Below are 21,076 nucleotides of genomic sequence, written 5' to 3'. Positions count from 1 at the left end.
GGTCAGAGAAGATGGAAAACGTAGTGATTGTTGATGCCGTGCGCACGCCGATGGGCCGTTCCAAAGGCGGCGCATTCCGCCAGGTGCGGGCCGAAGATCTCTCCGCGCATTTAATGCGCAGCCTGCTTGGCAGAAGCCCGGCGCTGGAAGCGGGCGAGATAGACGATATTTATTGGGGCTGCGTGCAGCAAACGCTGGAACAGGGCTTCAACGTGGCCCGCAATGCCGCGCTCCTGGCGGAAATCCCGGTAACCGTTCCGGCGACCACCGTTAACCGGCTATGCGGCTCCTCCATGCAGGCGCTGCATGATGCGGCCCGCGCCATTATGGTCGGCGACGCCCACGTCTGCCTGATTGGCGGCGTTGAACATATGGGGCACGTTCCCATGAGCCACGGCGTGGATTTCCATCCCGGACTCGGCCGCACCGTCGCCAAAGCCGCCGCCATGATGGGACTGACCGCCGAAATGCTGGCGCGCAGGCATAATATCAGCCGGGAGATGCAGGACCGGTTTGCCGCCCGCTCTCATCAGCGCGCCGCCGGCGCCACAAAGTCAGGCGCTTTCCGCAAGGAGATCGTCCCGACCTCCGGCCATGACGCCGACGGCGTTTTACGCCGCTTTGACCATGACGAGGTTATTCGGCCGGAAACCAGCGTCGCCGGCCTGGCGGAACTCAAGCCGGCTTTTGATCCGCTCAATGGCACCGTCACCGCCGGCAGTTCTTCCGCCCTTTCCGACGGCGCGGCGGCGATGTTAATCATGAGCGAATCGCGCGCCGCCTCATTGGGATTAACGGCGCGGGCGCGCATCCGGGCGATGGCGGTGGTCGGTTGCGAACCGTCCATTATGGGATACGGCCCGGTGCCGGCGACCACGCTGGCCCTGAAGCGCGCCGGACTGCGCCTTGCCGATATCGGCCTGTTTGAGCTCAATGAGGCCTTCGCGGCGCAAACCCTACCCTGCATAAAAGATCTGGGGCTGATGGAGCAGTTGGATGAAAAGGTCAACCTCAACGGCGGAGCCATCGCGCTCGGCCACCCGCTGGGCTGTTCCGGCGCCCGTATTTCCGCCACGCTGCTCAATCTGATGGAAAGTCGCGACGTGCAATTCGGCGTGGCGGCGATGTGCATCGGGCTGGGCCAGGGGATCGCCACGGTATTTGAGCGGCCATAAACACGCAAGGATAAGAGCACCATAAAAAACCCCGCTAGGCTTAAGCGGGGTTTTTTGTTCGCGTCTATGGCGACTGCGGTTAACTCAGATAAAAGAAAACGCGTCGCTGAACATATGCGCCGTCAGCGCGCCGCGTTCGTTGCAAAAACGTTCGCGGGCGATTTTGGCCATTTCAAAACGGCCGGCAATATAAATATCCTGCTCGGCCAGGGAACCGTAATCCTGCAGCACCGCGCTCAGCACCGTACCGGTTCTGCCGCGCCAGCCCTCTTCCGGCTGTTCAACCACCGGGATCACCTGCAGGTTGGGATAGTGCGCGGCGAGCTTTTCCAGTTCGCCGAGATCGTAAAGGTGTTTGGTTTCCCGGCCTCCCCAATAGATGGCGACGGCACGGTCGGGTCGCTGAGACAGCGCCGTCAGCAAAATAGAGCGCACATAGGAAAAACCCGTGCCGCCGGCGATCAGCACCAGCGGACGTTGGCTCTCTTCCCGCAGCCATGCTTCGCCGTGGGGAATGTCCACCGTCAGCGTTTTCTCTTTCAGGATACGTTCCATTACCGCCATGGCGTAAAGATTAAGCTCGGAAGCGCCGATATGCAGCTCGATAACGTCCTTCTCCATCGGCGTGGACGCCATCGAGAAAGGACGCTTATCGCGTTCGTCCATCACCACCATCAGATACTGGCCGGCGCGGAAAGAAAAAGGAGCCTCAGGTAATAAACGCACCCGATAAACCGTATCGGTTATTGCCTCTACCAAAGTCACTTTACAGCTCAATGTTGTCATGCATTCCCTCTGTAGGGTCGTCAAAGCAAAGCTGGGAACAGAGCAACAGCAGGTTAAGACCGGGGTTCTCTGTCGCTAAAAATGGCAAGTTCATCCCATATGGCATCAACGCGGGCGCATACCTGCGGATCTTTCCTGATCGGATGCCCCCACTCGCGCTGCGTTTCGCCCGGCCATTTATTGGTGGCATCCAGTCCCATTTTGGAACCCAAACCGGAAACCGGCGAGGCAAAATCCAGATAGTCTATCGGCGTATTTTCCACCAATAGGGTATCGCGCGCCGGGTCCATGCGCGTGGTGATCGCCCAGATGACGTCTTTCCAGTCGCGGGCGTTAATATCATCGTCACAGACAATAACAAACTTGGTGTACATAAACTGCCGTAAAAAAGACCACACCCCCATCATGACGCGTTTGGCATGACCGGCATACTGCTTCTTCATGGTAACGATCGCCAGACGGTAAGAGCAACCCTCCGGCGGCAAATAAAAATCGACAATCTCCGGAAATTGCTTTTGCAAAATCGGCACAAAGACTTCGTTGAGCGCCACCCCCAATACGGCGGGTTCATCCGGCGGACGCCCGGTATAGGTGGAATGATAAATCGCGTCGCGCCGCTGGGTGATATGCGTCACCGTGAAGACCGGGAAGTTATCGACTTCATTGTAGTACCCGGTGTGGTCGCCATACGGCCCTTCCGCCGCCATCTCACCTGGCTCAATATAGCCTTCCAGCACGATTTCCGCACCGGCCGGCACTTCCAGATCGTTGGACAGGCATTTCACCACTTCGGTTTTATGCCCGCGCAGCAGTCCGGCGAAGGCATATTCGGATAACGAGTCGGGAACCGGCGTGACGGCGGCCAGGATCGTGGCGGGGTCGGCGCCCAGCGCGACGGAAACCGGGAAGCGCTGCCCCGGATTTTGCTGGCGCCACTCCTGAAAATCCAACGCGCCGCCGCGATGCGACAGCCAGCGCATAATCAGCTTGTTTTTCCCCAGCACCTGCTGCCGGTAAATTCCCAGATTCTGGCGCTCTTTATGCGGCCCGCGGGTCACCGTCAGTCCCCAGGTAATCAGCGGCGCGGCGTCTTCCGGCCAGCAATGCATCACCGGTATCCGGCTTAAGTCGACGTCGTCGCCCTGCCATACCTGTTCCTGACAGGGCGCGGAAGTCAGCCGTTTCGTCGGCATATTCAGCACCTGGCGGAATTTAGGCATTTTATCCACCAGATCGCGGAATCCCTTCGGCGGTTCAGGCTCTTTAAGAAAAGCCAGCAGTTTGCCGACATCGCGCAACGCGCCGACATCCTCCTGCCCCATGCCCATGGCGACGCGCTTCGCCGTACCGAACAAATTGCACAGTACCGGCATCTCATAACCTTTCGGGTTTTCAAACAGCAGCGCCGGGCCGTCGGCGCGCAGGGTGCGGTCGGCTATTTCCGTCATTTCAAGATAGGGATCAATGGGCTGGCTGATGCGTTTTAATTCACCCCTCTCTTCCAGCAGAGAGAGGAATTCGCGTAAGTCACGATATTTCATGCTGATCATCGGGGCAGTCTGTGGAACTGGCTATTATAAAGTCTCTTCACCGACCTGTCGCTTCTTAGTGCGGCTATTTATCTTGCCGGCAGGCCGTTGCCAGGCGGCATTAAAAATTTCTCACGAAAATTTTTTATCCACGCCGGCATTTGATATGCTGATCGACCGAAATCATAAGTCTGCAAAATTATGGAAGCCTGGTACTTACTATATTGTAAACGTGGTCAACTACTGCGTGCTAAGGAGCATCTTGAGCGTCAGGATGTTACCTGTCTTAGCCCGATGATCACACTGGATAAAATTGTACGGGGTAAACGTACCGAGGTTTGTGAACCGCTGTTTCCGAACTATCTGTTTGTGGAGTTCGATCCGGAACACATCCATACCACCACCGTCAGCGCGACGCGCGGAGTCAGTAACTTCGTGCGCTTTGGCAATCTGCCCGCCGTCATCCCCCAGCAGGTGATCGATGACCTGTCGCTGCGTCCGACGCAGGGCATTATCGATCCGCAAACCCCGCAGCCGGGTGATGAAGTGCTGATTACCGATGGGATTTTCACCGGCCTGCAGGCTATCTATACCGAGCCGGATGGGGAAGCCCGCTCAATGCTGCTGCTGAATTTGTTGAATAAACAGGTTCGCCAGAGCATTGATAACCGGCAGTTTCAAAAAATGTAATTCGCCAGGAACGGCGCCAGCCGCCCTGACGAAAGGCGATCAGCGCCGTAAATGCCCGTCGTGCAGCCATTGCGCCACGCGCTTGGCGAAGTAGGTCAGCACGCCATCGGCCCCGGCGCGTTTAAAGCACAGCAGCGACTCCATGATAACCGGCTGTTCCTGCAGCCAGCCGTTCTGGATCGCCGCCATATGCATGGCGTACTCGCCGGAAACCTGGTAGGCGAACGTCGGCACGCCGAACGTCTCCTTTACGCGCCTGACCACGTCCAGATACGGCATACCCGGTTTGACCATCACCATATCGGCGCCTTCCTGCAGATCCTGCGCAATCTCCTGTAGGGCTTCGTCGCCGTTGGCGGGGTCCATCTGATAGGTCTTTTTATCCCCCCCCTTCAGATTGCCGGCGGAACCCACCGCGTCGCGGAAAGGACCATAGTAACAAGAGGCGTATTTCGCCGAATACGCCATAATCTGCGTATTAATCAGGTTCCGCGCTTCCAGCGTCTCGCGGATCGCGCCGATGCGCCCGTCCATCATATCGCTGGGCGCCACGATTTCCGCGCCGGCCTCGGCGTGCGACAGCGCCTGACGCACCAGAATCTCTTTGGTGACGTCGTTGACCACGTAGCCGTCTTCGTCAATGATGCCGTCCTGCCCGTGCGTGGTGTAGGGATCGAGCGCCACATCCGTCAACAGCCCCAGTTCCGGCACCGCGTCCTTGAGGGCGCGCACGGTGCGCTGCACCAGGCCGTCCGGGTTATAGGCTTCCTCGGCGTTTAACGATTTCTTGTCGCTCTCGATGACCGGAAACAGCGACAGCACCGGGATGCCAAGCCTGGCGATCTCTTCGGCCTCGCGCTGCAGCACATCGATGGTCATGCGGTATACCCCCGGCATGGAAGGAACTTCCTGCCGGCGGTTTTCCCCTTCCATAACAAAAACCGGATAGATCAGATCGTTGACCGTCAGCTGGTTTTCAGCCACCAGGCGGCGGCTGAAATCGTGGCGGCGAATACGCCGCATACGTCGGCCGGGGAAAGTACCGGGAAAGGCATGGCTCATATCATTCTTCTCCTGAATCAGACCAGCCGGAAAACCCGGCGGGCGTTTTCATCTGTTTTTTGCCCCAGCCACGCGGCGTCTTCGTCGCGCCAGCCCGCGACCTGATGGACGATATGGGGCAGGAAACAGGGTTCGTTGCGGCGGGATACGGGTTTGGGCGTTAAATCCCGCGGCAGTAAATAGGGGGCGTCGGTTTCCAGCAGCAGCCGATCGGCGGGGATATGTTTCAGCAAGGCGCGCAGCGCCAGGCCGCGTCGTTCATCGCACACCCAGCCGGTAATGCCGACCATCAGCCCCGCGGCCAGGCATTCGTCAAGCTCGTCCCGGCTGCCGGTAAAGCAATGGACCACCGCAGACGGAACTTTGTCGAGCCAGGGGCGCAGCAAGGCGATAAAGCGGGCATGGGCATCGCGGCAGTGCAGGAAAACGGGTAAAGCCAGCTCGGCGGCCAGCGCCAGTTGAGCGCTGAATGCCTGTTCCTGCTCCTGCGGAGTGGAGAAGTTGCGGTTGAAATCGAGCCCGCATTCGCCGACCGCCGCCACGGAGTCCGACTGCGCCAGGCGATAAATCTGCTCGGCGGCGGCTTCATCCCAGCGGCTGGCGTCGTGGGGATGAACCCCCGCCGTCGACCAGCAGTAAGCCGGGTACTGTTCCGCCAACGCCAGCGCCTGACCACTTTCCGCAACGCTGGTCCCGGTAATCAGCATCCCGCTGACGCCAGCCTGTTTTGCGCGCGCGACCACCTGTTCCCGGTCTTTGGCAAACTGGGAGCTGGTTAAATTGACTCCGATATCGAACATTGGCTACTTACCCGTCTATCGCTACAGTGACGCCGCCAGGGCGCGCAAAAAACAAAAACCTCTCAAAGAGAGGCTATTTCCTTTGCCAAAAACAGGGAGCCGCGCCTTACGGCGCCGGCTCTTCCGTTTCAGCGCGGCGGCCTTTACCAACATAAAACCGGGAGAAGAATACGCCGATTTCAAACAGCAGATACATGGGGAGCGCCAGCAACGTCTGCGAGAACACATCCGGCGGCGTCAACAGCATACCGACCACGAAAGCGCCGACCAGCATATAAGGCCGTTTCTTTTTCAGGTCTTCCGGGGTCACCACGCCGCTCCAGCATAGCAATACTATCGCAATCGGCACTTCAAACGACACGCCGAATGCCATAAACAGCGCCATGACGAAATCGAGGTAGTTGTTGATATCGGTGGCGATCAGAACGCCTTCGGGAGCGGTTTTGGCAAAGAAGCCAAACGCCAGCGGAAAAACCACGAAGTAGGCGAACGCCATCCCGGCGTAGAACAACAGGCTGCTGGAAACCAGCAAAGGCATCATCAACCGGCGCTCATGTTTGTACAGCGCCGGGGCGACAAACGCCCAGACCTGGTACAGGATCAGCGGCGCGGAGACGAACACCGATACGATCATCGTCAGCTTTATCGGCGTAAAAAACGGCGACGCCACGTCGGTGGCGATCATACTGGCGCCCACCGGAAGCTGCGCGATCAGCGGCGCGGAAACCATCTGGTAGATATCGTTGGCGAAATACACCAGACAAAAGAACACCACCAGCACACAAATAATACTGTTCAGCAACCGCTTACGCAGTTCGATCAGGTGACTGATCAGCGGTTGGGTATCTTCAGCGGCCATAAACTAACGATCGTCACTTGGTTGATGGGTAGAAACAGCAGGCGCCGGTTCAGGTTTGATTTTGTTGTCAGCGGGCGGAGTGCTTGCCATCCCCTCGCTCTCAGGCTGCTGATGAGCCACGGCCGGCGGCGGCGCTTTTTCGGTATCAATCACCCCGTCATGAACCGCCTCGGGGTCGTTTAGCGGCTGATAAGACGGCGGTTCCTGCGCATCGCCCTCGCCCGAAGGCGATTTTTCGGCATAGCCGCGCTTCATGGCCTCCGCCGCCTCTTTCAGCTCATCCATCGACGCTTTCAATTCCGGCGACAAATTTTGCAGGCTGGCTTTTTCCACTTTCTTCAGGCTGTCCTGCAACTCCTGCAGTTTCAACTCCTGCGACAGCTCATTCTGAACCGTAGACGCCAGCGAGCGCAGCGTTCTAATCCAACCGACCACCGTCTTTACCGCTACGGGCAACCGTTCCGGCCCAAGAACCACCAGGCCGATCACCATCACCAATAGCAGCTCGCTAAACCCGATATCGAACACCGCTTATACCTGCTCTTTATGCTGGCTCTTTGTTTCATCCGGTTTAACTTCCGGCTGCTGCTCGGCAATCGACTTGGTTGCAAAATCAGCATCCTGCTGTGTTTTATCCGCCTTGTCGGCCGACGACGCATCGTCGCCCATGGCTTTTTTAAAGCCTTTGATGGAAGCGCCCAAATCGGAGCCCAGCGTTCTCAGCTTGTTGGTACCAAACAGTAATACGACGATGACTGCGATAATCAACAAGTTCCAAATACTAATACCGCCCATAACGTTTACCTCTTTCAAAAGGGGGGTCACCAAAATTACCCCTATTATATAGGGTAATCCTGCTATGCATCATGATCTGTTTCAACGAGTTCGCCGCCAACCGATAATCCAGGCGACAACCCCCGCGGCCATCAGTCCGGAAGGTACGATATCCGCCTCCACGTGGCTAACTAGTAACACCGTACCACTTATCAATAGCGTTGCGCCAATTCCCAGCAGATAACGGGATTGTCCCTGACGAACATGCTGGCTGCGCAACTCCTCCGTTAGCCTGTCCACGCTCTGGCGCAGTATCTTGTGCTGGCGCAAACCGTCGTAAAACAATTCGGGGATCTCCGGCAGCTTTTCCGCCCAAAACGGCGCCTTTTCTTTCAAGGCCCGGATCACCGCCGGCAGGCCGACCTGCTCTTTCAGCCAGTTTTCCAAAAACGGTTTCGCCGTTTTCCACAGGTCCAGTTGCGGATAGAGCTGGCGGCCGATGCCTTCGATATACAGCAGCGTTTTTTGCAACAGGACGAGCTGAGGCTGTACTTCCATATTAAAACGGCGGGCGGTGTTAAAAAGATTCAATAACACATGACCGAATGAAATTTCCGCCAACGGCTTTTCAAAAATAGGTTCGCACACGGTGCGGATGGCGAACTCGAAGTCCTCGACGTTGGTATCCGCCGGCACCCAGCCTGAATCCACATGCAACTCGGCCACTTTACGATAGTCGCGATTGAAGAAGGCGATAAAATTCTCCGCCAGATAGCGCTTATCCTCTTTGTTCAGCGAACCGACTATCCCGCAGTCTATCCCGATGTATTGCGGATCGTCCGGGTGTTGGTCGTTGATAAAGATATTGCCGGGGTGCATATCGGCATGGAAAAAGCTGTCGCGGAACACCTGGGTAAAAAAGACCTGAACGCCGCGTTCCGCCAGCAGTTGAAGATTGGTGCCGTTGGCTTTCAACGCCTCAATATCGGAAACCGGAATACCGTAGATACGCTCCATCACCAGCATACTCTCGCTGCAGTAATCCGGATATACCTCGGGAATGTACAGCATGCGGCTATTTTCAAAATTACGCCGCAGCTGAATGGCGTTCGCCGCCTCACGCAGCAGGTTCAACTCATCCAGCAGCGTTTTTTCATATTCGCGCACCACTTCGCGCGGGCGCAGGCGCCGGCCGTCCGGCAGCAGCCGCGGCAGCCAGCCGGCCAGGCGATGCATCAGGCGCATATCGGCTTTAATCACCGGCAAAATATCCGGCCGGATGACCTTGATGACGATCTCTTTGCCGGTCGCCTTCAGGCGGGCGGTATGCACTTGCGCAATCGACGCCGATGCCAGCGGCTTGACATCAAAATCATCAAACCAGTTTTCCAGCGGGATCCCCTCCATCGACAGCTCGATTTGCCTACGCGCCAGCCGCCCGTCAAAGGGATCGACCCGATCCTGCAGCATGGCCAGCTGATCGGCGATCGCCGGCGGAAATAGGTCACGCCGCGTCGACATCATTTGACCGAACTTGATCCATACCGGCCCCAGCTCCTGCAAGGCCAGACGGATACGTTCTCCCAGCGGCCTGTCGCCGTGGCGATTCGGCATCCAGAATAGCAGCCGACGGCCAAAGCGCAGCGGGATGGTCAAACGCATTTTAGGGATCAGCTCATCCAGGCCGTAGCTCAGCAACACGCGGACGATGCTGTAAAGGCGCAGCAGTTCACCGGGCATCATCGCAGCGTCTCCAACTTGGTCAGCCGTTCGGCCAGGCTTTCCGCTGATTTCTCCACGGCGGCGATTTCCTCCTGCAACCAGGCATTTTCGAGTTTGCCCGGCGCCAGCCGCCACTCTTCGGTCAGCGTTTCGGACAGAGCGCGCCGCTGACCGCGCACCATGCGGCTCACTGCGCCCAGCGTTTTTTGCGCCGTCTGGCTCAGCCCCTGAGCGACCACATCCCCCAGATAGGGCGCCAGCCATTCCGCCGCATCGAACTCGGCCAAATCAAGCAGCGCGATAAACTGCTGCGCCACCTGAATATCGCCTTCGACGATCAGCTCGCCGCTGCGTATCAGTGAAGAAAGCTGTTGCCGATCGCGTAACTTCATCAACACGGATAAACGCGTCTTCAGTTGGCAATCCGCGCGCTCCTCCCACTGGCTTACCACGTCGAGCCGCTGCTCGCTGAAGATCAGCACCAGCGGCGCGCTCAGCTCAGACAGTTCGACCTGCAGCGTTTTTCCGTGCAGGCGCTGACGCGCCGCCTTCATACTGCGGTCGCGAAAAAGCAGCTGATTCAGCGCCGTTTCCAGCGTGGCGGTCAGCACAGAGGTTATCAGCATTGGCATATCCAATCAGAATTTAAAACCACGATGCAACGCGACAATGCCGCCGGTAAGATTGAAATAATTGACGCTGTCGAAACCGGCCTCGCTCATCATCCCCTTCAGGGTTTCCTGATCGGGGTGCATACGGATTGACTCCGCCAGATAGCGATAGCTGCCGGCATCGCTCGCCACCATCTCGCCGATGCGCGGCAGGACGTGGAACGAGTACAGGTCGTAAACCTTGCTTAACGGTTTCAGCGTCGGTTTGGAGAATTCCAGCACCAGCAGGCGGCCGCCCGGCTTCAGTACCCGGTACATGGAGCGCAGCGCCTTGTTTTTATCGGTAACGTTGCGCAAACCGAAAGAGATGGTGATGCAGTCAAAGAAATCGTCCGGAAAAGGCAGCTCTTCCGCGTTCGCCTGCACGTAGCTGACGTTGTTGATAATGCCTTTGTTGCGCAGTTTCTCGCGGCCGACCTTCAGCATGGAGGCATTGATATCGGCCAGCACCACCTCTCCCTCATCGCCGACAATGCGGGAGAATTTCGCCGTCAGGTCGCCGGTACCGCCGGCGACGTCCAGCACCCGCTGACCGCGCCGCACGCCGCTGCACTCAATGGTGAATCTTTTCCAGATACGGTGAATGCCGAGCGACATCAGGTCATTCATCAGATCGTATTTTGCTGCTACAGAATGGAAAACGTCAGCCACCATGACTTCTTTTTCATCCTTGGCGACAGTGCGAAAACCAAAATCGGTTGTTTTCTCCGGCTCATTTGCCATGTTATCCGCCTACTATTTTAGTCAACTATCGGGTCTAGCCATTTAATGGAAAGAGTGTAACAGACCCGGATAAAAAGCCCACCGTCCTAATGCCGATCGTTTCAGGATAGAGATAACCGGTAAAGCCGGCGACAGGGGAACGATCTAGCCTTTTTCCGCCGCTGATTTTTCCGGGTCGCTCCCCGCATCCGCCGCCGCGGGCGTCCCGGTCAGCGCATCCTGAGCAGCGCTTTCATGCCGGGTGGCCTGCTCCGCCAGCGATGGACTGATCGGGCGCTTTACCTCCACGCCCAACGCGCGGAACCCCTCCGCCTGACCGATAAGGTTCCCCCGCCCGGAAGCGAGTTTGTTCATCGCCTGCCGGTAGCTGCCGTGGGCTTTATCCAGCCCCTGGCCCAGCGCTTCCATATCATCGACGAACAGCCGCAGTTTATCGTACAACCGCGCCGCCCGCTCGGCGATCTGCTGCGCGTTGCGGCTCTGTTGCTCATAGCGCCACAGATTGTTGATGGTGCGCAGCGCCACCAGCAAAGTGGTGGGACTGACCAGCATAATATTGTGCTTCAGCGCTTCGCCGATCAACTCCGGCTGGCGATCGATCGCCACCAGAAACGCCGGTTCAACGGGAATAAACATCAGCACGTAATCCAGAGAGCGCAGCCCCGGCAGTTGCTGGTAGTCTTTGCCGCCCAGCTGACGAATATGACCGCGGACGGACAGCAGGTGTTCATTCAGGGCGGCCAACCGCTCCGCCTCGTCTTCGCTATTGAAATAGCGCTCATAGGCGACCAGCGACATTTTGGCGTCGATAACCACGTCCTTGCCCTGCGGCAGACGGACGATCACGTCAGGCTGCAAACGGTTGTTGGCGCCGGTCTGTACGCTGACCTGCGTCTGGTATTCATACCCTTCGCGCAGCCCGGAGGCTTCCAGCACCCGGCTGAGCACCACCTCGCCCCAGTTGCCCTGCGTTTTGTTGTCCCCTTTCAGCGCCTTGGTGAGATTAATCGCTTCCCGGGCCATCTGGGCGTTGAGCTGTTGCAGACTACGGATTTCATGGGTCAGGGTGTGGCGCTCACGGGCTTCCGCGCCGAAACTATCCTGCACCTGACGCCGGAACCCATCAAGCTGTTCGCGCAGCGGCATCAGCAGGCGATCCAGACTCTGTTTATTCTGCTCATCCACCTTGCGCCCGCTGTGTTCGAAAATACGGTTGGCCAGATTTTCAAACTGGGTGGTCAGCCGCTGCTCGCTGTTCATCAGCAGACGCTGCTTCTCTTCGGCAGCCATACGCGTCTCTTCCAGCCGGATGGTCACCTCGCGCAGTTCCGCCTCCTGAGCGCTGTTAACCTCGCGCAGGGCGCGCAGTTCCTGATTTAGCTGCACGCACTCCTCACGCAGTTGCGCCAGCTGCTGCAACTTCTCCTGGCCGGCGGCCAGCTGGCCGTGCAGGTCGCGCAGCGCCAGTTCATGGTCGCGCTGCCGCTGTTCATACTGTTTGTTGCTCTGCTGGCTCTCGCTCAGCAGTTGCCGAGTCTGCTGCGCCGTCTGCTCAAGCAGACGCAACTCGGTTTCATGGCGCGCCTGCCGCCGCTGGTGCGCCAAGCTGCTCACCAGCCAGCCGACCAACAGGCCGACAACGCCGCCGCCCAATCCATAAAATATGCTGATATCCACTCCGCCTCCGCTGACCGTCGCTGCTGCCCGTCAAGGTAAGATGATACTGTATGGATGTCCAGAGAGAATTCGGGTTACGCGGGCGTTTGCCAGGCAATACGGGGGAAAAGGATGAAAAATGCGCGCGGCAGGCAAGATAATCGCCGATACCTCAGGCCGGCAGGTTCACCGGCCTGAGAGCGGGATGGCGCGATTAATTACGCCAGGCGCTGTTTCGCGTCGCGAATGGCCTGCGCCACCTGCTGCGGCGAAACCCCGCCCTGCGCGGCGCGTTTATCCAGGCAGGATTGCAGCGACAGGATCGGATAAACATCCTCGGCGATGATAGGGCTGAACTTCTGCAAGTCCGCCAGCGACAGCGCCTCCAGCGCTTTCCCCTGACGGATGGCTTCCACTACCGCTTCGCCGACGATATGGTGCGCCTCGCGGAACGGGATGCCCTTGTCAACCAGATAGTCCGCCAGCTCCGTGGCGTTGGCGTAACCCTGTTCCGCCGCTTCCCGGCAGCGCGGACGTTTCACCTGAATCCCTTCCAGCACCAGGCCGGCCATCATCAGGCAGTCGTGCCAGGTATCCAGCGCGTCGAACAGCCCTTCCTTGTCTTCCTGCATATCTTTGTTATACGCCAGCGGCAGCCCTTTCAGCGTCACCATCATGCCGCTCAGCGCCCCCTGAACCCGGCCGCACTTGCCGCGGATCAGCTCCAGCGCGTCGGGGTTTTTTTTCTGCGGCATCAGCGAGGAGCCGGAGGTCACCCGATCGGAAAGCTCAACGAACGCCGCCTCGCCGCTGTTGAAGAAAATCAGGTCTTCGGCGAAACGGGATAAATGGATCATGCCGATCGAGGCATCAGACAGCAGTTCCAGCACGTGATCGCGGTCGGATACCGTGTCCAGGCTGTTGCGCGTGGCGGAGGCGAACCCCAGCCAGCCGGCCAGTTGCTCACGATCGATAGGGTAAGCGGTGCCGGCCAATGCGCCGCAGCCCAGCGGACTGACGTCCAGACGTTTCAGCGTGTCTTCCAGACGGCTTTCGTCACGCACCAGCATTTCGTGATAGGCCAGACACCAGTGGGCGAAGGTGACCGGCTGGGCGCGTTGCAGGTGGGTATAACCCGGCATCACGGCGTCCTGATTGGCCTCCGCCGTGGCTACCAGGGCCTGGCGCAGCTGGCGCACCGCCAGCAGCAGTTCGCCAATCTGCGCCTTGCACCACAGTTTCAGATCGGTGGCGACCTGATCGTTACGGCTGCGCCCGGTGTGCAGTTTTTTCCCCAGATCGCCGACTTTGTCGATCAGACGCTGCTCGACCCAGCTGTGGATATCCTCCGCGTCGCTTTGCAGAATCACTTCGGGATCCGCCCGCACCTCGGCCAGCAGCGCGTTCAGCGCCTGTTCCAGTTGCTGCTGCTCCTGCTCGCTGAGCACATTGACGGTAACCAATGCTTTCGACCAGCCAATCGAGCCGCTGATATCCTGCTCTGCCAGACGGTAATCAAACCGCAGCGAGTCGTTGAACTGTTTAAAACGTTGATCTGCCGCCTGACTAAACCGACCGCCCCACAAAGCCATAACCCTTACTCCCAAAATTCAAATAAACACCGGGATGGCATCATGCCATACCCGAAAACCGCTTACGCTAAAATACGCGTGCCGATCGCCACGCCGTTGAACAGCGCGGGAAGTTGATCGGCATGGCGCCAACTGGCGATATCCACCGGCCGCCCCAGGGTGCGAGCCGCGTCCAGCGCCGCGTTGACCTTGACGATCATGCCGTCGGTAATAATGCCCTGCTCAATCAGCTGCTGCGCTTTTTGCGCCGTCATTTCCGCGATGCGCTGACCTTTGCCGTCCAGAATGCCGCTCACGTCGGAAAGCAAGATCAAATCCGCCCCCAGCGTTTGCGCCAGCGCCGTCGCCGCCTGGTCGGCGTTCACATTCATCAGATCGCCCCCGTCGGTAATGCCGATAGAGCTGACCACCGGCAGATATCCCGCCGACAACAGCGTATTCAATAACGCCGGTGAACCGGCCTGCGCTTTACCGACGAATCCCAGCGCCTCATCCAACTGCGTCACGCTGGTGCTGCCGCCGTCCGCCAGACATAGGCCGACGGCGTCGATGCCGTGCTTCTTCGCCCACGACAGCAGCGTTTTATTCGCCGAACCGGCCAACGCCCCGACAATGATGTCGATCTGATCGGCCGGCGTCACGCGCAGACCGTTTTTCTTCACCACCGGCAACGACAGTTTTTTCATCAGTTCGTCAACCAGGCAGCCGCCGCCGTGCACGATCAACAGCGGGCGTTGGTGTTGCCGGCGATAGGCGACCAGCGCGCCAAACAGGCGCTCCAGCGCCTCTTCGCTATCCAGTAAAACGCCGCCTAGCTTGATAATTAACGGATTCATTATTCTCTTCGCGCCTCAGAATGGTAAATTGCGATCAAAGTAAAGACTGGGTTTCCGGGAAACCAAAACGAATATTCATACACTGTACGGCCTGCGCCGCCGCGCCTTTCAGCAGATTATCCTCCGCGGCGACCGCGATCAGGTGTTCGCCCTGCACGGAAAAACCGATATCGCAGAACGGCAGCCCCACCACGGATTTCAACGCCGGCACGCCCTTCTCATACAGGCGCACCAGCGGTTTGCCGTGGTAGGCGTTGTGATAAGCCTCGGCCACGTCCTGCTGCGTGACGCCCGGCTGTAGCCGACAGGTGATGGTCGCCAGTATACCACGGGCAAAGTTGCCCAGATGCGGCGTAAAAATGACCGGCGTGCCGAGGTGAGTCGAGATTTCCGGCTCATGGCGATGGTTGAAAATGCCGTAGGGCTGCAGGCTGACCTCACAGAAACTGTTGGTCATCGAGGCCTTACGTCCCGCGCCGCTGACGCCGCTGACGGCGTTAATCACCGGCCATTGCGCCGCGTTCAGCAGTTGAGCGTCCACCAGCGGCCTCAGCGCCAGCTGCGACGCGGTGGGATAACATCCCGGCACGGCAATCAGCCGCGCCTGCTTGATGCCCTCGGCCCGCCATTCGGCCAGGCCGTAGACCGCCTGCGCCAGCCAGTCGGCGTGCTGGTGCTCAAAGCCATAATAGCGGCGGTAAAATTCCGCATCGTTAACGCGAAACGCCCCTGATAAATCGAAGACGGTGCAACCCGCGGCCAGAAACTCGGGCGCCAGATCGTGACTGACCTTGTGATCCGTCGCCAGAAAGACCACGTCCACGCCTTTGGCGGCTTCAGCGACATCGGTTAACGGCCGGACCGGCAAATCAATGATGCCTTTCAGCTGCGGATGCAAATCGGATAGTGATTTTCCCGCATCTACGCTTTGCGCTGAAACGGCTAAAGCGGTTATGTTCATCTGTGGGTGACGGTTCAGGTAAAGTGCAAGTTCGGCGCCGGTATAACCGCTTGCACCAACAATCAACGTATTCAGCATGGGATTCTGCGTACCTTCTTACTTATCTGCGGACCAGGCTACAGGGCTCACCGGCGCCATCACGCCGTTCACCCGCGAAGCCGGACGAAATGACGATTGCTCGTCGCGGATGACCTTAAGGTTTCCTTTCGCCTGGCGTTACTGTATTTTTATTCAAAATAAATGCATGAATATTGATACTATCCTAACCAGAGGCTGTCAACAGTGAAGATGAATTTACCCCCTTTTCTTGAGCTATACCGGGCGTTGATCGCCACGCCGTCGATCAGCGCGACCGACAGCGCGCTCGATCAAAGTAATCAGGCGTTAATCAACCTGCTGTCCGGCTGGTTCAGCGATTTGGGCTTTCATGTCGAGGTACAGCCCGTTCCCGGCACGCAACATAAATTTAACATGCTGGCCAGAATAGGTGAAGGCAAAGGGGGATTATTACTGGCCGGGCACACGGATACCGTGCCGTTCGACGACGGACGCTGGACGCGCGATCCCTTCACGCTGACCGAGCACGACAACAAGCTGTACGGCCTGGGCACCGCCGATATGAAAGGCTTTTTCGCCTTTATTCTCGATACCCTGCGCGATATCGACCCGGCGCAGCTGAGCAAGCCGCTCTATGTGCTCGCCACCGCCGATGAAGAAACCACCATGGCCGGCGCCAAATATTTCGCCGGGTCCACGCAGGTCAGACCGGACTGCGCCATTATCGGCGAACCCACCTCGCTGCAGCCGGTGCGCGCCCACAAGGGCCATATGTCCAGCGCCATTCGGATTCAGGGGCAGTCCGGCCACTCCAGCGATCCCTCGCGCGGCGTTAACGCCATTGAACTGATGCACGAGGCCGTCGCCCATCTGCTGGTGCTGCGCAATACCCTGCAGGAGCGCTATCACAACCCGGCGTTCCATATTCCCTACCCGACGATGAATCTCGGTCATATTCACGGCGGCGACGCCGCCAACCGCATCTGCGGCTGCTGTGAACTGCATATGGATATCCGCCCGCTGCCGGGGCTGACGCTCGGCGATCTGAACGGCCTGCTGTCCGAAGCGCTGGCGCCGGTAAGCCAGCGCTGGCCGGGGCGCCTGACCATCGCCGAACTGCACCCGCCGATCCCCGGTTATGAATGCCCGGCGGATCACCATTTGGTGTCGGTGGTGGAAAAATTATTGGGCACGCCGACGGAGGTGGTCAATTACTGTACCGAAGCGCCGTTTATTCAGGCGCTCTGCCCGACGCTGGTGCTGGGCCCCGGCTCCATCGATCAGGCGCATCAGCCGGACGAATTCCTTGATACCGCCTTTATCAAACCCACGCGGGCGCTGATATCGCAGATGATTCAACATTTCTGCCGCCGCTGATCCCGCATGCATCGGCCTCGCCCGCCAACAACGCGGGTCGGGCCGGATGAGACAGCCGATGAAGAAAAAAGATTTTATTGCTCAGGATCTGTTAAGCAAAATCTATCAGCACGCCGACCCGCTGCCGGAAAAACTGCCGCCGGAACGCCTGCTGGCCGAAGAGTACGGCGTTTCACGCTTCACTATCCGCAAGGCGCTGGAGAAACTCGCCAGTATCGGCGCGATCCATATGGTGCAGGGCGCGGGAAACTTCATTAATCCGGGCGTACGCGGTAATCCGCTGGTCTACAACTCCATTACCGAAAAAAAATTCAACCAGATTTCATTCCGTCTGATCAGTCTGCATAAACGCCGCCCCAATCGGGAAGAACAACAGGTTTTTGCTATCACTGCGGATGTCTTTATCTGGGAATTCTGCCGGTTACGCTATGTGGAAAACCGCAAGGTGCAGATTGAAATATCCAAAATGCCGGCGAGCTATTTCCCCGATATCAATCAGAAAGTGATTGAAAGCTCTATTCAGCAATATGTGCTCGACAAAGGCTACGCCATTTCCCATTCACTCACGCATTATCAGGCCGTGACCGTGAATAAAGCGCAGGCTGAACTGCTGGGCTGCAAAAAGGGCATTGCCGCCATGCATATCCTTAACCGGGGGATCCTGCAAGGCGGGCGGGTCTATGAGTCCAGCGACATTATTGATATCAATTACGCCTGCACCTACGTGATCCCCTTTAATCAGGACAACCTGAAGTTCCGCCAGTCCTCATAAGACGGCCAAGACTAGGGCGTATGAATGGTGCCGTCCGGCAATCGGCTCTGCGTCCACTCATGGGGACGGTAGACCACCGGGAAGCACCGGGCCTCATCGAGATGAATACCCACGCCGATTCCCGGATTTTCAATAGGATACAGATAGCCATTCTCAGGCGCGACGGCATCCGGGAAAACCCGGAGGGTATTGTCGGGGTAAGCGACAAACTCCTGAATCGCGGCGTTATGCAGATGGATATTCAGATGGGTATTCACTGCCGCGCCGATCGGCGTCATATCCGGCGGGCAATGCCACGCCAGCCGCACGCCGAAATTCTGGCAGAACGTCCCCAGTTTTAACGCCGGAGTAATACCGCCGATCTGCGAGACATGACAGCGGATAAAATCAATCCGCCGGTTAATCACCAGATCCTGCCATTCGGCCGGGTTGTTAAACAGCTCCCCTGTCGCCAGCGGCACCGCACTCTGACTGCGGATCTGCTCCAGCCAGGCATTCTGCGCCGGCGGAAGAATATCTTCAATAAAATAAGGATGATAGCTTTCCACCGCCTTGGCGAACTGCACCGCCTGGTGGGGAAAAAGCCGCTCATGCACATCATGCAGAATATGGAAACTCTCCTGATACCTTTCCCGCAATGCGCGAAACATGGCGAGGGTGTTGCTCATATATTGTTCCTGATCGTAGTAGGCGCCGTCCGTCGGCTGCCGCGTACTGTGCAATAACGCGGCATTGCCGCCGTAAAACCCCAGCTGGCAGCGAATATGGCGATAGCCCTGGGCATAGAGCCGCTCCACCTCCTGGAACAGTCCTTCCAGCGTATCGCCGGCCGCATGGCTGTATACGACGACGGCATCACGGGATTTGCCGCCGAACAGTTGGTAGAGCGGCATATCAGCCAGCTTTCCCTTGATGTCCCAGAGCGCCATATCCACGCCGGCTACCGCATTATTGATGACCGGACCATTACGCCAGTAGGCGTTGACCATCATCATATGCCACAAATCCTCAATATTATTGGCGTCCCGGCCGACCAATAACGGTTTGAGATATTCATCCACCATGGCTTTCACCGCCAGCGGGCGTTGCTGGAAAGTCGCACAGCCATAGCCGGTAATGCCTTTATCGGTACTGACGACCACGGTAACCAGATTATGGCGGTCGGGACGGGTAACCACACACTCGATATCGGTAATTATTGTTGGCAGCACAAAGATATCCTCCGGAATTTCTGCCAGAATAGATAAATCAGGCGGAAATCCACTCTCAAAATCAGTCTCTTTTTTTGATTTCTACTGACTTTCCATCACCTTGTAAACTACTTATTTAAAAGAATCACTTTGGTTTGAAAAAACAGCCTAATTGATAAAAAAACCATACCAATTACCAACTAAAGCCACTTTCATTCCTTTTCCATGCTGATGTTGTGATGGAGTTCATATTTTATTGGTTTGTTTTTGTGAATGGAGCCTTTTACTATCTCAGGAAATAATTCGGTCAAAAATAAATTAAGGCCAGACGAGGAATGTATTTATGGGGAAAAATGAAGTTATTCAGTCGATCATTAAATTGGTGGGCGGAAATGAAAATATCAATAAGGTCTGGCACTGTATGACTCGGCTGCGTTTTGATTTAATTGACGATAATAAAGTCAAGGCGCAGGAAATTAAGGCGCTGCCCGGAATATTAGGCGCGCAGAACCAAAGCAATCAATTCCAGATTATTATCGGCCCCCAGGTCGATACCTACTATCACGCGTTGATCGCGCTGCTATCGCCAGCGACCGCGGCGCCCGGCGCCACGCAGAAAGCGAAAAAAGGCCTGATATCCCTGTTTATGGATACCGTCTCCGGCGTATTCGGCCCTATCGTACCGGCCATCGCCGGCGCCGGGATGATCAAAGGACTGCTGGCCGGATTAATCGCGCTGCAAGTCATCTCGGCCAAAACCGATACGGTGATCGTTATCGACCTGATCGCCAGCGGCGTATTCTATTTTTTACCGTTCTTTCTGGCGGTATCCGCGGCCAAGATATTCAAAACCAATGAGTATCTGGCGGCGGCCATCGCCGCCTGCCTGATGTATCCGTCACTGATGGAAGCGGCCAAAGCGCTGGCCAGCCATAGCCCGGACGCGGTAAACGCCTTCTTTTTCCTTGGCGTTATCCCGGTTTCCGTTTTCAACTATTCGGCCAGCGTCATCCCGGTTATTTTCTCCGTACTGGCGCTGAGCTACATCCATCGCTGGGTCGACGCCATTATGCCGTCAGTGCTGAAAACGGTATTTACGCCGACCTTGACGCTGTTCATTACCGCGCTGGTATCGCTGACGCTGATCGGACCGTTGGGAATTTACCTCGGCAAATTACTGGCGCTGTTTATCCAGAGCCTGTTTGATATTTCATCCATTTTTGCCGGATTCGTGGTCGGTGCCATCAGGCCGGTGGCGATTCTGACGGGCATGCACCACGCCATGACCCCCATTGCGCTACAGAACTTCACCGATCGGGGATTCGATATGCTGATGCCGATGATGTTTATGGCGAATATGGCCATCGCCGGCGCAACGTTTGCCATTTATTTTCACGCCAAAAACCGCCAGGACAAATCGGTGGTATTATCCGCCGCGGTGTCCGCCCTGCTCGGTATTACGGAACCCGCTTTATTCGGCGTGCTGACCAAATATAAAAAGGCCTTTATTGCCGCGACCGCAGCAAGCTCGATCGCCTCCGCGTTTATCGCTTTCTTTGGCGTGCGGCTATTCGGTTACATCTTATCAAGCATTTTCAGCCTGCCGGCCTACATCGGTCCGTATTTCATTTTTGCCGTCTCCGGCGTCATCATCGCGCTGACGCTCTCTTTCACCCTCACCTATGCGTTGGTCGTCCGCCAAAGCGCCAGGTTGTAGGCCGTTTTCCGGGGCCTTCGCGCCCCAACATCAGCTCCTATTGTGAAGAAAGGTAAAATAACTTAAGGATAATAAGAGTTTTTGCTGTTTTTATAGCAATAGATGAATATGTTTTTCATTCGCACAT

The 21,076-nt window shown here is 57.2% G+C and carries 20 protein-coding genes; 5 read left to right on the top strand and 15 right to left on the bottom strand.

The window, feature by feature from the left end; genetic code table 11:
• The first annotated feature begins 11 nt into the window (after positions 1 to 11).
• A complete protein-coding gene (gene fadA, locus DDT56_RS01880; RefSeq protein ID WP_136164805.1) occupies positions 12 to 1,175 on the top strand; it encodes an acetyl-CoA C-acyltransferase FadA in 1,164 nt (387 codons plus the stop codon).
• Positions 1,176 to 1,259: 84 nt separating this feature from the next.
• On the opposite strand, the gene fre is transcribed toward fadA, so the two are convergent.
• The gene (fre, locus tag DDT56_RS01875) at positions 1,260 to 1,961 is read right to left on the bottom strand and encodes an NAD(P)H-flavin reductase (RefSeq protein ID WP_136164804.1); all 702 of its coding nucleotides are present in this window, start codon (positions 1,959 to 1,961) and stop codon (positions 1,260 to 1,262) included.
• Between the two features lie 53 nt (positions 1,962 to 2,014).
• Positions 2,015 to 3,511 carry a 4-hydroxy-3-polyprenylbenzoate decarboxylase gene (gene ubiD, locus DDT56_RS01870; protein ID WP_136164803.1) on the bottom strand — a complete coding sequence of 499 codons (1,497 nt, stop codon included), beginning with the start codon at positions 3,509 to 3,511 and terminating at the stop codon, positions 2,015 to 2,017.
• Between the two features lie 180 nt (positions 3,512 to 3,691).
• Between ubiD and rfaH the strand changes: the two genes are divergently transcribed.
• Positions 3,692 to 4,180 carry a transcription/translation regulatory transformer protein RfaH gene (gene rfaH / locus DDT56_RS01865; protein WP_009110997.1) on the top strand — a complete coding sequence of 163 codons (489 nt, stop codon included), beginning with the start codon at positions 3,692 to 3,694 and terminating at the stop codon, positions 4,178 to 4,180.
• 39 nt (positions 4,181 to 4,219) lie between these two features.
• On the opposite strand, the gene hemB is transcribed toward rfaH, so the two are convergent.
• The 12 genes from hemB to argC form a co-directional block, all read right to left on the bottom strand.
• The gene (gene hemB / locus DDT56_RS01860; RefSeq protein WP_136164802.1) at positions 4,220 to 5,242 is read right to left on the bottom strand and encodes a porphobilinogen synthase; all 1,023 of its coding nucleotides are present in this window, start codon (positions 5,240 to 5,242) and stop codon (positions 4,220 to 4,222) included.
• A 17-nt stretch (positions 5,243 to 5,259) separates the two neighbouring features.
• Positions 5,260 to 6,042, bottom strand: a complete 783-nt coding sequence (tatD, locus tag DDT56_RS01855) for a 3'-5' ssDNA/RNA exonuclease TatD (protein ID WP_136164801.1) — start codon at positions 6,040 to 6,042, stop codon at positions 5,260 to 5,262.
• A 106-nt stretch (positions 6,043 to 6,148) separates the two neighbouring features.
• Positions 6,149 to 6,901 carry a Sec-independent protein translocase subunit TatC gene (gene tatC, locus DDT56_RS01850; protein WP_136164800.1) on the bottom strand — a complete coding sequence of 251 codons (753 nt, stop codon included), beginning with the start codon at positions 6,899 to 6,901 and terminating at the stop codon, positions 6,149 to 6,151.
• A 3-nt stretch (positions 6,902 to 6,904) separates the two neighbouring features.
• A complete protein-coding gene (tatB, locus tag DDT56_RS01845) occupies positions 6,905 to 7,429 on the bottom strand; it encodes a Sec-independent protein translocase protein TatB (protein ID WP_136164799.1) in 525 nt (174 codons plus the stop codon).
• Positions 7,430 to 7,432: 3 nt separating this feature from the next.
• Entirely contained in the window at positions 7,433 to 7,696 is a 264-nt protein-coding gene (gene tatA / locus DDT56_RS01840) for a Sec-independent protein translocase subunit TatA (protein ID WP_136164798.1), read from the bottom strand.
• Between the two features lie 81 nt (positions 7,697 to 7,777).
• Positions 7,778 to 9,418, bottom strand: a complete 1,641-nt coding sequence (ubiB, locus tag DDT56_RS01835) for a ubiquinone biosynthesis regulatory protein kinase UbiB (RefSeq protein WP_136164797.1) — start codon at positions 9,416 to 9,418, stop codon at positions 7,778 to 7,780.
• Positions 9,415 to 10,023, bottom strand: coding sequence for a ubiquinone biosynthesis protein UbiJ (ubiJ, locus tag DDT56_RS01830; RefSeq protein ID WP_136164796.1), 609 nt, complete (start codon positions 10,021 to 10,023; stop codon positions 9,415 to 9,417). Before ubiJ ends, ubiB begins: the two co-directional genes overlap by 4 nt.
• 12 nt (positions 10,024 to 10,035) lie before the next feature.
• Entirely contained in the window at positions 10,036 to 10,791 is a 756-nt protein-coding gene (gene ubiE, locus DDT56_RS01825) for a bifunctional demethylmenaquinone methyltransferase/2-methoxy-6-polyprenyl-1,4-benzoquinol methylase UbiE (protein WP_136164795.1), read from the bottom strand.
• A 144-nt stretch (positions 10,792 to 10,935) separates the two neighbouring features.
• Positions 10,936 to 12,468: a DNA recombination protein RmuC gene (gene rmuC, locus DDT56_RS01820; RefSeq protein ID WP_136164794.1), complete on the bottom strand. Its 1,533-nt coding sequence runs from the start codon at positions 12,466 to 12,468 to the stop codon at positions 10,936 to 10,938.
• Between the two features lie 197 nt (positions 12,469 to 12,665).
• On the bottom strand, positions 12,666 to 14,039 hold the full coding sequence (gene argH / locus DDT56_RS01815) for an argininosuccinate lyase (protein ID WP_136164793.1): 1,374 nt from the start codon (positions 14,037 to 14,039) through the stop codon (positions 12,666 to 12,668).
• Positions 14,040 to 14,101: 62 nt separating this feature from the next.
• Complete coding sequence (argB, locus tag DDT56_RS01810) at positions 14,102 to 14,878, bottom strand: acetylglutamate kinase (protein WP_136164792.1); 777 nt, start codon at positions 14,876 to 14,878, stop codon at positions 14,102 to 14,104.
• 31 nt (positions 14,879 to 14,909) lie between these two features.
• The gene (argC, locus tag DDT56_RS01805; RefSeq protein ID WP_136164791.1) at positions 14,910 to 15,914 is read right to left on the bottom strand and encodes an N-acetyl-gamma-glutamyl-phosphate reductase; all 1,005 of its coding nucleotides are present in this window, start codon (positions 15,912 to 15,914) and stop codon (positions 14,910 to 14,912) included.
• 204 nt (positions 15,915 to 16,118) lie between these two features.
• On the opposite strand from argC, the gene argE reads away from it, so the two are divergent.
• The gene (gene argE, locus DDT56_RS01800) at positions 16,119 to 17,270 is read left to right on the top strand and encodes an acetylornithine deacetylase (RefSeq protein ID WP_136164790.1); all 1,152 of its coding nucleotides are present in this window, start codon (positions 16,119 to 16,121) and stop codon (positions 17,268 to 17,270) included.
• Between the two features lie 58 nt (positions 17,271 to 17,328).
• Complete coding sequence (locus DDT56_RS01795) at positions 17,329 to 18,042, top strand: GntR family transcriptional regulator (protein ID WP_136164789.1); 714 nt, start codon at positions 17,329 to 17,331, stop codon at positions 18,040 to 18,042.
• 11 nt (positions 18,043 to 18,053) lie between these two features.
• On the opposite strand, the gene DDT56_RS01790 is transcribed toward DDT56_RS01795, so the two are convergent.
• Positions 18,054 to 19,253: an enolase C-terminal domain-like protein gene (locus tag DDT56_RS01790; RefSeq protein WP_136164788.1), complete on the bottom strand. Its 1,200-nt coding sequence runs from the start codon at positions 19,251 to 19,253 to the stop codon at positions 18,054 to 18,056.
• A 322-nt stretch (positions 19,254 to 19,575) separates the two neighbouring features.
• Between DDT56_RS01790 and DDT56_RS01785 the strand changes: the two genes are divergently transcribed.
• Complete coding sequence (locus tag DDT56_RS01785; protein ID WP_136164787.1) at positions 19,576 to 20,949, top strand: PTS transporter subunit EIIC; 1,374 nt, start codon at positions 19,576 to 19,578, stop codon at positions 20,947 to 20,949.
• The last annotated feature ends 127 nt before the right edge of the window (positions 20,950 to 21,076 follow it).

The sequence above is a fragment of the Brenneria corticis genome (genome assembly GCF_003115855.1).
In the GTDB taxonomy this organism is placed as follows: domain Bacteria; phylum Pseudomonadota; class Gammaproteobacteria; order Enterobacterales; family Enterobacteriaceae; genus Brenneria; species Brenneria corticis.
The sequence above is the reverse complement of the archived record's forward strand: the minus strand, read 5'-3'. Positions and strand labels throughout refer to the sequence as shown.